Raw genomic sequence first — 13,203 nt, 5'->3', positions numbered from 1 at the left:
GTGAACTTCGGCCCCGGTGCCGGCCCCGGTGCCGGGCGCGATCGGAAACGCCAGGCCGCCCAGCCGCAGCAGCTCGCCGTCGACCTTCAAGTCGGCGACGTCGTCGTCGGAACCCAGCACCGGCAACACAATTCGGCCGTCGTCGACGTCCCAGTCGATATCGAAGTACGCCGCGTACTCGGAATTGCGGCCGTGCCGCAACACGTCCCACCACCACGCGTTCTGTTCGGGCTTACCGACACCGACGTGGTTGGGCACGATGTCGACGACCAGGCCCATCCCGCGTGCCCGTGCGGCCGCCGACAGCCGCGCCAGCCCGTCGGCACCGCCGAGCTCGGGTGCGACCGTCGTCGGATCGGTGACGTCGTAGTGGTGGCTGGACCCGCTGACGGCGGTCATGATCGGGGACAGATACACGTGCGACACCCCGAGGTCGTCGAGGTAGTCCAGCAGGTCCTCGGCGTCGGCGAAGGTGAACGCGAACCCGCTGGAAGCACCGCGCAGCTGTAACCGATAGGTGGCGAGCACCGGAAAAGCCATGCTTCAGGCGGTCTTCCGTAGAATCAGCAGGGAGCGTCCGGCCAGCGAGACCTTCTCGTCCGCGGCCATCACCCGGCTGGTGTCGCTGAGATCGTTGGTGTCTAGTTCCACCGCCCACTGCTGGGCGTAGTCGCTGGGCGGTATCACGAAGTCGACCGCGCCTTGATGGGAGTTGAAGCACAACAGAAACGAGTCGTCGACCACGCGTTGCCCGCGTGCGTCAGGTGCGGTAATGGCGTCACCGTTGAGGAATACCCCCACACACTTGTGTCGACTCGTGTTCCATTCCTCGGGAGTCATCTCCGTGCCGAAAGGCGTCAGCCAGGCGATGTCGCGGATGTCGTCGCCGCTTCGAATCAGCTCACCTTCGAAGAACCGGCGCCGGCGAAACACCGGATGCTTCTTACGCAAGCTGGTCGCTTTGCGGGCGAAGGCCAGCAGATCGGCGTTCTTGTCGACCAATGACCAGTCCATCCAGGCCAATTCGGAGTCCTGGCAGTAGACGTTGTTGTTGCCCAGCTGGGTTCGCCCGATCTCGTCACCGTGCGTGATCATCGGCGTGCCCTGGCTGAACATCAGGGTGGCCCAGAAGTTTCGCATCTGGCGGCACCGCAGCGCCACGATCTCGGGGTCGTCGGTCGGACCCTCCACACCGCAGTTCCACGACCGGTTGTGACTTTCTCCGTCCCGGTTGTCCTCGCCGTTGGCCTCGTTGTGTTTCTCGTTGTAGGACACCAGGTCGTGGAGCGTGAACCCGTCATGCGCGGTGACGAAGTTGATGCTGGCGCTCGGGCGCCGACTGCTGGCTTCGTAGAGGTCCGAGGAGCCGGTCAGCCGAGAGGCGAATTCGCCGAGGGTCGCGGGCTGGCCCCGCCAGTAATCGCGCACAGTGTCGCGGTATTTCCCGTTCCACTCGGTCCACAAACCTGGAAAATTGCCGACCTGGTAGCCGCCTTCGCCGACGTCCCACGGTTCGGCGATCAGTTTGACCTGGCTGACCACCGGATCCTGCTGCACCAGATCGAAGAACGCGGACAGCCGGTCGACGTCGTAGAACTCTCGGGCCAGCGTGGCGGCGAGGTCGAACCGGAACCCGTCCACATGCATCTCCAGCACCCAGTACCGCAACGAGTCCATGATCAGCTGCAGCGTGTGCGGGTGACGGGCGTTGAGGCTGTTGCCGGTGCCGGTGAAATCCTTGTAGAGCCGCAGGTCCTCGTCGACCAACCGGTAGTAGGCCTTGTTGTCGATGCCGCGGAAATTGATCGTGGGACCCAGGTGGTTGCCTTCGGCGGTGTGGTTGTAGACCACGTCGAGGATGACCTCGATACCGGCTTCGTGCAGGCGGCGGACCATCATCTTGAACTCGGCCACCGCGCTGCCGGCCTGTCGGTTCGCCGCGTACTGGTAGTGCGGTGCGAAGAACCCGAAGGTGTTGTACCCCCAGTAGTTTCGCAGGCCGAGGTCGAGCAGCCGCTGGTCGTGCAGGAACTGGTGTACCGGCATCAGCTCGAGTGCGGTGACGTTGAGCGACTTCAGGTGGTCGATGATCACCGGGTGAGCCAGTCCGGCGTAAGTGCCCCGCAGTTCTTCGGGGATGCCGGGATGGGTCTGCGTCAGGCCCTTGACGTGCGCCTCGTAAATGACCGTCTCGTGGTACGGCGTCAGCGGTGCCCGGTCGAACGCCCAGTCGAAGAACGGATTGATCACCACGCTGGTCATGGTGTGTCCGAGCGAGTCGACCATCGGGGGAGTGCCGGTTTCCGCCGAGTTACCAGTCGGGTCAACGGCGTTCAAGTCGTAGGAGAACAGCGCCTGCCCGAACGAGAAGTCGCCGTCGAAGGCTTTCCCATACGGGTCGAGCAGCAGCTTGCTCGGGTCGCACCGATGACCCGCCGCGGGATCGAAGGGGCCGTGCACCCGAAATCCGTAGTGCTGGCCGGGGACGATGTTCGGCACGTAGGCGTGCCAGACGTACCCGTCCACCTCGTCGAGGGGGATGCAGGACTCGGCGCCGTTTTCGCCGATCAGGCACAAATCGACCTTGTCGGCGATCTCGGAGAAGAGCGAAAAGTTCGTGCCGGCACCGTCATAGGTGGCTCCGAGCGGATAGGCGGTGCCCGGCCACACGGTAGGCAGCGTCGGTGGGTTCCCTCCTGAGTTCCCGGCGCTGTTAGGCATCACTTGACCTTAGCCGGGACGGCATTAACGCGTTCGGGTCACCACCATCCGGTGCTCGCCCTGATCTGACGGCCGAGCTCAGGGGCCATGGTGCGCATGTAGGTGGGGGACAAGTGATGAGCGCCGTGGTAGATCAGTACGTTTCCTTCGACGGGCCGGCAGCTGTCGGCGCGGCAGACTGCGTCGGACATGTCAAGGGGCTTGAGCAACGGGAACTGCCCGACGAAGTCGAGGGTGGGATTACGGTCGACCAGCACGTCGGAGCGCTTGATCGCGCACGACTGTGGATTGCCGTGCTTGGCCAGGCAGTCGGCGGGATCGAACGGTTCGTTGTCCTTGACCAGCCACGGGGTATCCCGCATCGCGAGGATGGGAATGTTGTTGTCGGACAAGGTCTGCCAGATCCCGATGTAGGTCGCCGGCATCACGTCACCCTTCTTGATGTTCCACGGCCGGGTCGACGTGGTGAACACGAAGTCGGGATGGTCGGCGACCAACTTGGCCATCGTCGTCTGCACCCACTGGCGGCACTGTGGGTACGGGGCGTTGTTGCCCATGATCAGCGGAACCTGCTCGGTGGACAGCGGGCAGCCCATCTTGAGGTAGGTCACCACCTTGAAGTGGTGCAGCTGCCCGAGCAGGTCCAGCGCCGGCAGCCACATCTCGGCATGCGATCCCCCCGCCAGTGCGATGGTCCGGGTGGCGGCCCGGTCGCCGTACACGCAGTTGACCTCGGCGGGGTTGACGAAGTCACTGATGCAGCCGTCCCGGGTGGTGGCCGGCAGATCCTCTTTGATCTCGAGCACCGTGGGCCGCATCTTCAGCGTCGGCACCCGCACGTGTGCGGTCAGGGCGAGGGCGCCGGGATAGTCGCGGGGATTCAGCCCGCTCAGCTCCTTACCGGAGGCGCGTTCGTCGTTGACGTGCGCACGCCAGGTGAACGAGGTCGCTGTGAGGCTGACACCCAGCAGCACCACCGTTGTTCCCAGGGCTATCGTCGGCCGGCGCAATCGCACCCGCCAGGGGATCGTCGGGGCCGGCGCTGCGGCTTTCTTGGGCGCCCGGATCCGCAGCGGATCCTCGACGAGCCGGCTGGTCAGGTACGCCAGCAGGCCCGACACCAGCAGAATCCCCAAGCCGTCGAGGAAGCTTGCGTGCGCGTGGCCCGTGTAGGCCAGCCAGAAGATGAGCAGCGGCCAGTGCCACAGGTACAACGCGTAGGCCATCGCACCCAGCGTCACCAGCGGCGCGGCCGACAACAGTCGATTCGGCAGCGGCATCCACTCGTTGCCGCCGTCGTTTCCGGCCAGGTTGGCCCCGGTCAGGATCATCAGCATGGCGGCCCCGACGGGGACCAAGGCCCACGGGCCGGGGAATTCCTTGACGCCGTCGATCAGGGCACCGCAGGACAGGATCGCCGCCAGCGCGACGGTGGCGACGACGGTACGCAGCCACCTCGGCCAGCGGATGTGCGGCACCAGCGCACCGACGAGTGCTCCCAGCAGCAGCTCCCACGCCCGCGCGAAGCTGTTGTAGTACGCGATCGACTGGTTGTCCTGATGCGCAGAAATCGCGTAGACGAACGAGGCGATCGTCAACGCGCTGAGCACGACCACGAAAATGGTCCGCAGGTAGCGGACGCGGGTCCCCTTGAACAGGCCGCGCAGCAGGTAGGCGCATCCGGCGATCAGCAGCAGGAAGGCGATGTAGAACTGGCCCTGCACCGACATGGACCAGATGTGCTGCAACGGGCTGACGGCTTCGCCGGCCTTCAGGTAGTCCGAAGCCGAGTTGGCCAGTTCCCAGTTCTGGTAGTAACCCAGGCTGGCCAGGCTCTGGTCGGCGAACGTCTCCCAGCGAGTCTGTGGTTGCACCCAGATGGTGAGCAGCGTGCATGCGGCGAGCACCACGACCAGTGCGGGCACCAGTCGGCGGACCAGCCGGACCACTTCGGCCGGCGGTGAGAGCGTCTCGTTGAGGGCTGCGCGAAGGATCTTGCCGCCGAAGAAGAACCCGGAGAGCGCCAGGAACACGTCCACACCACCGGAAACCCGGCCGAACCAGATGTGGAACATGGCGACCAGTGCGATCGCGATACCGCGCAAACCGTCGAGATCGTAGCGATAAAAGCCGCTTGTTCCGGTCGCTGACCCGGTTGCCGCTGGGGCCGGCTCCGCAGCAGAAGCCGACGGACGAGGAGGGGACAGGCTAACCATGATGCATACAAATTACCCAAAACCCGCCACTTACTGTCGCGCTGAGCAGCGCTGGAAGCACGTGGCGGGTTTCAGGGAGGTTAAAAAATTACCGTGTGGCCAGGGCCGGAGCGGGAGCAACCGGCTGCACCGGCACCGCCGGCTGCACCGGTACCAGCTGCAATGGCGCCTGCGGGGTCGGCGCGACCTGCAGTGGTGCCTGCTGAACCGGCGCCTGCTGCAGTGGTGCCTGTTGCAGCGGTGCCTGCTGTAGTGCCTGCTGCAGCGGTGCCTGCTGGACAGGCGTCTGCTGGACTGGCGCCTGCTGGACTGGCGCCTGCTGCAAGGGCGTCTGCTGCAAGGGCGTCTGCTGTACCGGCGTGGGCTGGACCCCGAGAACGCGCACCAGATACGGCGTCATGCCGCTGCTGCGCACCGGCGAGACCTGGACGACGTCGCCCACCTCCAGCATCTGGTTGTTTCCGAGGAACATCGCGACGCTTTGGGTGCCTTCGGGACCGTAGAAGATCAGGTCGCCCTTGCGCGCTTGCTGCGGCAGGACCTTCTGGCCGACCCGGTACAGCTCGCCCGAAGACCGCGGCAGCTTGATGCCGGCGCCGGCGTAGGCGTACTGCATCAGGCCGGAGGCGTCGAATCCGACCGTGTTGATCCCCGAACCCTTGCCGCGGCTGGGCCCGGTCACCCCGCCGCCCGCCCAGGAGAACGGCACGCCGCGCTGGGAAAGGCCGCGTGCGACGACGATGTCGGTGACCTGCTGGTAGTCCATCGGCCTGGTGCCCGGGTCTGCGATCGCGAGACTGGGGGTGGCCACCGCCACCATTGGGGCAACCGTCATCACCACACCGATGGCGAAGGCGTAGATGCGTTTCATTCTGATTTCACCCTCTCTTGGGGTCTTGTGCCTCAGCGCGGTGACTACGCGCGTCGGCCGCCGTTCCGATGACGCTTGGGAACGTGAACCAGTCGGTTAGCCCGTTGTATTCACACCAGTCACTACAGTCACTTTGGCAACAGAAAATGGTAACCGCCAGATCCGCGGGTGATTTTTTGTGGGAATGAGATCGGACGGTGACTGCCGAACTCAATCTTGAGTGCCCAGTTGTGATTTCGGTCTCAGTTAAGTGTGCGCGAAGTAGCGGCCCACACCGGCGTCAGTGCCAATAATGTTCGCTGAAAGTTGTCAGAGCGTAGCCGGCCAGAGAGCTGAGCATCAGGATCAGTGCGGCCATGATCGGCCAGAAGAACATGTACCAGCCCCGCAACAGGGAGACGATCGGCCCGAGCGCCGCCGCGGCAACCGCGGCACCGATACCGCCCCACATCACCGGAAAGATGTATTGATCGGCTCCGAAGGGCACTAGCCCGCAACTGCCGTCCGGGCACGCGTCCCTGGCGAAGCCGAACAGGCGCGACGGCCAGGTCGTCACCGTGGCCAGCAGGACCAGCATCGTCAATAGCGCGCAGGTGCAGACGACGTCCCAGACGCGGATCCGCACCACCAGCGTCGGCCGCGCTTGGTGGTCGCTGTCGTCGGCCTCGTCGGCCCCGCCGGTCCCGTCCGCCTCGTCGGCCTCGTCGGCGTTGTCGGGCACGCGCGGGGCGTCCGCGGGTTCCGCGGACTCGGAGTCGTCGGGCTCATGCGGCGCGGCCATGCCGTTAGATGCTTCCCGATGGCCGGGGTTTCTGCGACCCGTTTGCGACCCATGGCAGGGATCTGTCTCGCGAGCCGCATACCCTCGTTCTCTATGTCCGCGGCGACCCCCGGGCTGACGCCCGAGCAGATCAGCGCGATCGACGCCGCCCATCTATGGCACCCGTACAGCACTATCGGCGCTGAAGCAGTGCCGACCGTGGTTGCGGTCGGTGCTCGCGGCGCGTGGCTGACGCTGATCCGCGACGGCCGGCGGATCGAGGTGCTCGACGCGATGAGCTCCTGGTGGACCGCGATCCACGGCCATGGCCACCCGGTCCTGGACGCGGCGCTGAAAACCCAGCTCGGCGTGATGAACCACGTCATGTTCGGCGGGCTGACCCACGAGCCGGCGGCCCAGCTGGCACAGCTACTGGTCGACATCACCCCGGCGGGATTGGAGACGGTCTTCTTCAGTGACTCCGGGTCGGTGTCGGTGGAGGTCGCCGTCAAGATGGCGCTGCAGTACCAGCGCAGCCGCGGCCGGCCGGGCAAGCACCGGCTGATGACCTGGCGGGGCGGCTACCACGGCGACACCTTCACGCCGATGAGCATCTGTGACCCGGACGGCGGCATGCACTCGCTGTGGACCGACATCCTGGCCAGCCAGGTGTTCGCCCCGCAGGTGCCCCGCGACTACGACCCCGCGTACAGCAGGGCGTTCGAGGCGCAACTGGCCGACCACGCGGACGAGCTGGCGGCTGTGGTGATCGAACCGGTCGTGCAGGGCGCGGGCGGCATGCGCTTCCACGATCCGCGCTATCTGGTCGACCTGCGCGGCATCTGCTCGAGGCACGACGTGTTGCTGGTCTTCGACGAGATCGCGACCGGCTTCGGCCGCACGGGCGAGCTGTTCGCCGCCGACCACGCCGCGGTGAGCCCGGACATCATGTGCGTGGGCAAGGCGCTGACCGGCGGATACCTCAGCCTGGCCGCCACGCTGTGTACCACGGGCATCGCCCACACGATCAGCGCGGGCGAGGCCGGCGCCCTGATGCACGGACCCACGTTCATGGCCAATCCACTCGCATGTGCGGTCTCGGTGGCCAGCGTCGAGGTGCTGCTCGCCCAGGACTGGCGGTCGCGGGTGGCTGAAATCGGGGCCGGGCTCGCGGCCGGGCTCGAACCGGCCCGGACGCTGCCCGGTGTGGCCGACGTCCGGGTCTGCGGCGCCATCGGCGTCATCGAATGCGATGGGCCGGTCGACCTGGCCGTCGCCACCCCGGCCGCACTGGACCGCGGCGTCTGGCTGCGTCCGTTCCGCAACCTGATCTACGCGATGCCGCCCTACATCTGCGGTCCCGACGAGATCGGCCAGATCACCTCCGCGATGGTCCAGGTGGCACGCCTCGTAGGCTGAACGGCGATGAAGGCACCGATCGACGTGTCCCCGCTGGCCTGGCTGGAGGCGGTGGAGCAGCAGCGCCGCGCGGCCGGGCTGCGCCGTTCGCTGCGCCCGCGCCCACCGGTCGCCACCGAGCTGGATCTGGCGTCCAACGACTACCTCGGCCTCGCCCAGCATCCCGACGTCATCGAAGGCGGGGTCCAGGCGCTGCGCACCTGGGGTGCCGGCGCCACCGGCTCCCGCCTGGTCACCGGCGACACCGAACTGCACCAGGAGTTCGAGTCCGAGCTCGCCGACTACGTCGGTGCCGCGGCCGGCCTGCTGTTCTCCTCGGGATACACCGCTAACCTGGGGGCCGTCGTCGGCCTGTCGGGCCCTGGCTCGCTGCTGGTGTCCGACGCCTACTCGCACGCCTCTCTGGTGGATGCCTGCCGGCTGTCGCGGGCCCGGGTGGTGGTGACGCCGAATCGCGACGTGGACGCCGTGAACGCCGCGCTGGGCTCGCGCCACGAGGAGCGCGCCGTCGTCATCACCGACTCGGTGTTCAGCGCCGACGGCACGCTGGCTCCGGTCCGCGAATTGCACGAGGTGTGCCGCCGCCACCGCGCGCTGCTCATCGTCGACGAGGCGCACGGCCTCGGTGTGCGCGGCGGCGGGCGGGGGCTGGTGCACGAGCTCGGGCTGGCGGGTGCGCCCGACCTGGTGATGACCACGACGATGTCCAAGGCGCTGGGCAGTCAGGGCGGTGTGGTGCTCGGGCCGCGGGCGGTGCGCGACCACCTGATCGATGCGGCCCGCCCGTTCATCTTCGACACCGGCCTGGCACCGGCGGCGGTGGGCGCGGCGCAGGCCGCGCTGGGCGTGTTGACGGCTGAGACCTGGCGGCCCGAAGCGGTGCTGCGACATGCCCGCACGCTGGCCGGGGTCTGCGATGTGCCCACCGAGCCGCAGTCGGCGGTGGTGTCGGTGATCCTGGGCGATCCGGACGTGGCGTTGGCCGCCGCGACGGCCTGCCTGGACGCCGGTGTGAGGGTGGGGTGCTTCCGGCCCCCGACCGTGCCGGCGGGGACTTCGCGGCTGCGGCTTTCCGCTCGCGCGTCCCTGGATGCCGCCGACCTCGAGGTGGCCGGCCGGGTGCTGACTGATGTTCTTCGGGCCTCGCCGGATTCACGCGGTTGACGGTCCTGGTCGTCACCGGGACCGGCACGGGAATCGGCAAGACGGTCGTCACTGCAGCGCTGGCGTCGCATGCGCGCCAGGCCGGCGTCGACGTGGCGGTGTGCAAGCCGGTGCAGACCGGCACCGACACCGGTGACGACGACCTGGCCGAGGTGGCGCGGTTGGCCGGGGTGACCGAGCTCGTCGGGTTCGCGCGGTATCCGCAGCCGATGGCCCCGGCCGCCGCGGCTGAGCAGGCCGGGATGACGTTGCCCACGCGCGACGAGTTGGCGCGGCTGGTCCGCGGACTGGACCGCCCGGAACGGTTGGTCCTGGTCGAAGGTGCGGGTGGGCTGCTGGTCGAACTCGCCGACTCGGGCGCGACGTTGCGCGATTTGGCAGGCGACCTGGGGGCTGCGGCGCTGGTCGCCGTCGGCGCCGAACTGGGCACCCTCAACCACACCGCGCTTACCCTGGAAGCACTTGGCGCGCAGGGAATTTCGTGTGCCGGGTTGGTGATCGGCAGCTGGCCCGCGCAGCCGGGTTTGGTGGAGGCCTCGAACCGCGCCGCGCTGGACCGGCTGGCTGCGGTGCGCGCCGCGCTGCCCGCGGGGGCCGGATCGATGGCCGCCGCGGACTTCGCGGCGATGAGCGTTGCGGCGTTCGACGCCGACTGGGTGAGAACGCTGGTCCGCTGATGGTGCATTCGATCGAGCTGGTCTTCGACCGCGATACCGAGGCCGCGATCCGCCGCATCTGGGAGGAGCTGGCCGGCGCGGGAATTCCCAGTCAGGCGCCGGCCAGCCGGCCGCACGTGACGCTGGCCGTCGCCGAACGCATCGACCCCGCGGTCGACGAGCTGCTGCGACCGGTCGCCGCGGGGCTCCCATTGAGCTGTGCGGTGGGTGCGCCGGTGCTGTTCGGCCGGGCCAACGTCGTGTTCGCCCGGCTCATCGTGCCGAGCGGTGATCTGCTGGCCCTGCACGCCGAGGTGCATCGGCTGTGTGGTGCGCATCTGTCGCCGGCGCCGATGTCCAACTGCCTGCCTGGTCAGTGGACCGGGCACGTCACGCTGGCGCGCCGGGTCGGCGGGCCCCAACTGGGGCGGGCGCTGCGCATTGCGGGGCGGCCGGCGCAGATCGACGGCCGCTTCGCAGGGCTGCGCCGCTGGGAAGGCAACAAACGCGCCGAGCACATGGTCGGCTGAGTTGCTCGCCGTAGATCAGCCGGCCGTAGATCAGCCGGCGACCAAATCGCGTCGCTGGGTGAACTTGATATCCAGACTGCGCAAATAGGTCTGCAGTCCGGCGTCCTGGACCGGGATCAGGTGCGCCGGCGTATCGGTCTCGTTGAAGTGGGCGTGCCACATACCCGGTGGGGTGGTGAAGGCGCCACCGGCCTGCCAGTCCACTCTGATCGGGTCGGCGATCTCGCCGCGGTCGTTGAGGCGCGTACCCAGCAGGGTGTAACACCCGCTCGGTGGCGCATCGAGAATCAAATCCAATGCCACCGACTGGTGCCGGTGCGGGCGCTGTTCCTGGCCTGCCGGGAGCACCCCGAACATGGCCCACAGCACGTGCGTGATGGTCAGCGTCTGCTCCTGGTTGTCGTTGGCCAGCAGCACGCTGACCCGGCTTTTCTCGTTGGCGCCGGGCCGGGAGGCGATTTCCTCGAGCTTCGCGACCGCATCCGCACGGCGGAACTTGGTCGGCCGGAACTTCGGCTCGCGCGCCTCGGCGCCCAGATACCGCAGCAGCGGCGCGTCGTGCACCCAGTACATGGCGGCGTCGGCGTCGGCGTAGAAGACCGAGCGGGCACCTGCGGGCAGGGTCAGGAAGTCGCCTTTTTCCCACTTGACCAGCCGGCCGTCGACCGCCGCGATGCCATGCCCGAACAGGATGTAATACAACTGCGAAGTGGCGTTGGGGCTGGTGTCGATCTGCTCACCGGCGCGGATGCGGACGAAATTGGCGAGCAACGCAGGGCTGGTCGCTTCACTACCGCTGACGCCCAGCTCTTTGGACAAATCCAACGGCACCACGCCGGTCGGCTGGTCCAGGTAGGTTTCGGGGCCGAACTTGACGATCGGCACCGGTGGCACATGGCCTGAGCCGACTGGATTGGCGGCCTTCGAGTACTCGAAGTAGCGGGCGTCGCCGGCCCAATCTTCAAATCGGCCCTCGAATCCGTATTCGGCCACGTTGGTCATCGGTGCGGGAATCGTCGGATCCAAGTTCACGGCCAATGACTGCTCTGCGTGTGCGATGGACATATGCGCGTCCCCTTCGGTGTTGGTGTGCGAATGTGCGACGAATGCCGTCAGTGACTAGTGGCCGGGCGAAAGGAAGGCCCGCAGGCCCTGCTGAATGCCCGCCTGGACCTGCGAGGGGTCGCCGTGACGGACGCCGCTCGTGGCTGGTGTCGAGCACTGGCCGACCACGCAGAGCTGACTGAACGGGCTGCTCGCGTCGGCCGAGACCGGCCCTGCCATGCCTATTGCTGCGGCGGCAGCAGCGGTGCCGATAAAAAGCTTCGTGATCATTAGCGGTGTCCTTGCTGGCTGTGTACGTCCTAGATTTGCAATCAAATCTGCTAACGATCTAAATCGTATCTATCTTGTATCTAAGTTGTCAACCGGAATGTATCGGAGATGGCCACACTGAGGTACTGTCATGCACACATCCGGGATACGACTTAGCTGCAAGGAGAGGGTTGTGGCGATGAAGCCCCCTGGACGGCCTGCGGCCAAGGACCGCGCGCTGGACTACGTCAAGAGCCAGGTGCTCACCGGAGCGTTTCCCGGCGGGGAATTGATCAGCGAGGGTGAGGTTGCGTCTGCGCTGGGCATGTCGCGTACCCCGGTGCGTGAAGCTTTCCTGCGCTTGGAGGCCGAGGGGCTGCTGCGGTTGTACCCGCAACGCGGTGCCCTCGTGGTGCCGGTTTCCGCAGAGGAGGCTCGTGCGGTTATCGAGGCCAGGTTGCTCCTGGAACAGTTCGCGGCCGGCAAACTGGTCGGACACGGGCCCGCCGTGTGTGCAGCCGTCTTCGAGCGGCTGTCGGGGGAGTTACAGCGGCAGCGCGACGCCGCCGCCAAACCCGACTGGCAAGAATTCCTCGACGCCGACCGCGCCTTCCACCAGATCACCATCGAAGAGTCAGGGAACCGCATTCTGTCGGACTTCTACTCGTCACTGCGCGACCGTCAGACGCGGATGATCCGAGACTCCGTGATGCGAGATCGGCAGCGCATGACGACGATCATGGACGAACACCGTGTTATCGGCGAGGCACTGCGCGACGGCGACCTCGACCGGGCTCGCAACGCGGTGCAAACTCACCTCGCGAGCACGGTGCGCGCCCTCGGGCTCTCAGTCGAGCCTCCGGCGTAGTCACCGGCCACCTACCCGCCGAACAGCAGGTACAAACCGGTGACCGTGTAGCCCACCATGACCAGCATCATGGTCAGCTGACCGGTCAGCTGATGCCCGGCCGGAAGCAGCCGCAGGGCTCTGTCGTGTGCCGCGATCACCGCCACGATGTGCCCGGTGACCACGCACGCCACCTTGATCCCGGCCAGCACGGGCGGATGCGTGGACAGCACGTAGGCGACATGCGCGTGCGCCAGCCCCAGCGGGTTCCAGCCGCGGCCCAACGGGTCGGCCAGGGCGAAGACGGCCTGCTGCCCGCGCTCCACGAGATAGGACAGGTAGTGCGCGAAGATGTAGCCCACCACGATCGGGATCAACGAGTGCGCCATCTTGCCGGGCAAGGCGCGACGCTGCTGGCGACCCAATCCACCCGTTGCCCGGGCGGCCAGCGAAAAAGTCACTGCCACAACCGAAATGAAGACAATCAAGCCGACGGTGCGCAGCGCCGACGACGCTGCCGTCACCGGCACGCCGTGGGCCGCGCGCACCAGCCGATCGGCGAAGTTGCGCCACGTCGGCGACGACGAGAAGCTGTCGAACGCCGTCGACCCGAGCAGCACCGCCAGCAGCACGACGACGCCCGGTCGCACGGGTAGCGACGGCAGGTGGTCGAGCGGGTTGCCGACGACGATTTTCCCGGTGTCC

12 protein-coding genes and 1 pseudogene are annotated in these 13,203 nt (G+C 67.1%); 5 read left to right on the top strand and 8 right to left on the bottom strand.

The features are described 5' to 3' along the window. The 5 genes from VML93_RS13230 to VML93_RS13210 form a co-directional block, all read right to left on the bottom strand. Positions 1-540: alpha-amylase family glycosyl hydrolase (locus VML93_RS13230; RefSeq protein ID WP_325611211.1), on the bottom strand; the 540-nt coding region annotated here is incomplete at its 3' end. 3 nt (positions 541-543) lie between these two features. Beyond that, the gene (gene glgX / locus VML93_RS13225; RefSeq protein WP_325611209.1) at positions 544-2,724 is read right to left on the bottom strand and encodes a glycogen debranching protein GlgX; all 2,181 of its coding nucleotides are present in this window, start codon (positions 2,722-2,724) and stop codon (positions 544-546) included. Positions 2,725-2,759: 35 nt separating this feature from the next. After that, entirely contained in the window at positions 2,760-4,937 is a 2,178-nt protein-coding gene (locus tag VML93_RS13220; RefSeq protein WP_325611207.1) for an acyltransferase family protein, read from the bottom strand. Positions 4,938-5,025: 88 nt separating this feature from the next. Beyond that, positions 5,026-5,808, bottom strand: coding sequence for an NlpC/P60 family peptidoglycan-binding protein RipD (ripD, locus tag VML93_RS13215; protein ID WP_325611205.1), 783 nt, complete (start codon positions 5,806-5,808; stop codon positions 5,026-5,028). Positions 5,809-6,088: 280 nt separating this feature from the next. Further along, positions 6,089-6,589 (bottom strand): hypothetical protein, encoded by a 501-nt coding sequence (locus tag VML93_RS13210; protein ID WP_325611203.1) that lies wholly within the window; start codon positions 6,587-6,589, stop codon positions 6,089-6,091. Between the two features lie 93 nt (positions 6,590-6,682). On the opposite strand from VML93_RS13210, the gene VML93_RS13205 reads away from it, so the two are divergent. Genes VML93_RS13205 through VML93_RS13190 form a run of 4 tightly spaced genes read left to right on the top strand, consistent with a single transcriptional unit; the run spans position 6,683 to position 10,337 of the window. Continuing rightward, a complete protein-coding gene (locus tag VML93_RS13205) occupies positions 6,683-7,987 on the top strand; it encodes an adenosylmethionine--8-amino-7-oxononanoate transaminase (protein ID WP_325611201.1) in 1,305 nt (434 codons plus the stop codon). A gap of 6 nt (positions 7,988-7,993) precedes the next feature. After that, a complete protein-coding gene (locus VML93_RS13200) occupies positions 7,994-9,151 on the top strand; it encodes an 8-amino-7-oxononanoate synthase (RefSeq protein ID WP_325611200.1) in 1,158 nt (385 codons plus the stop codon). Beyond that, a complete protein-coding gene (gene bioD / locus VML93_RS13195) occupies positions 9,148-9,828 on the top strand; it encodes a dethiobiotin synthase (RefSeq protein ID WP_325611198.1) in 681 nt (226 codons plus the stop codon). Before VML93_RS13200 ends, bioD begins: the two co-directional genes overlap by 4 nt. After that, positions 9,828-10,337, top strand: coding sequence for a 2'-5' RNA ligase family protein (locus VML93_RS13190; RefSeq protein ID WP_325611196.1), 510 nt, complete (start codon positions 9,828-9,830; stop codon positions 10,335-10,337). The genes bioD and VML93_RS13190 overlap by 1 nt, the downstream gene beginning before the upstream one ends. A 30-nt stretch (positions 10,338-10,367) precedes the next feature. Here the strand turns inward: VML93_RS13190 and VML93_RS13185 are convergent, their stop codons facing one another. Next, positions 10,368-11,402, bottom strand: coding sequence for a cupin (locus tag VML93_RS13185; protein WP_325611194.1), 1,035 nt, complete (start codon positions 11,400-11,402; stop codon positions 10,368-10,370). 54 nt (positions 11,403-11,456) lie between these two features. Further along, on the bottom strand, positions 11,457-11,672 hold the full coding sequence (locus VML93_RS13180) for a hypothetical protein (protein WP_325611192.1): 216 nt from the start codon (positions 11,670-11,672) through the stop codon (positions 11,457-11,459). Between the two features lie 178 nt (positions 11,673-11,850). Here VML93_RS13180 and VML93_RS13175 point away from each other — a divergent pair, with 178 nt between their 5' ends. Then, complete coding sequence (locus tag VML93_RS13175; RefSeq protein WP_325611213.1) at positions 11,851-12,519, top strand: GntR family transcriptional regulator; 669 nt, start codon at positions 11,851-11,853, stop codon at positions 12,517-12,519. A gap of 11 nt (positions 12,520-12,530) precedes the next feature. Here the strand turns inward: VML93_RS13175 and VML93_RS13170 are convergent. Next, a pseudogene (locus VML93_RS13170) lies at positions 12,531-13,203 on the bottom strand (hypothetical protein); the annotation flags it as partial.

This window comes from Mycobacterium sp., assembly GCF_035499775.1.
Lineage (GTDB): Bacteria > Actinomycetota > Actinomycetes > Mycobacteriales > Mycobacteriaceae > Mycobacterium.
The sequence above is the reverse complement of the archived record's forward strand: the minus strand, read 5'-3'. Positions and strand labels throughout refer to the sequence as shown.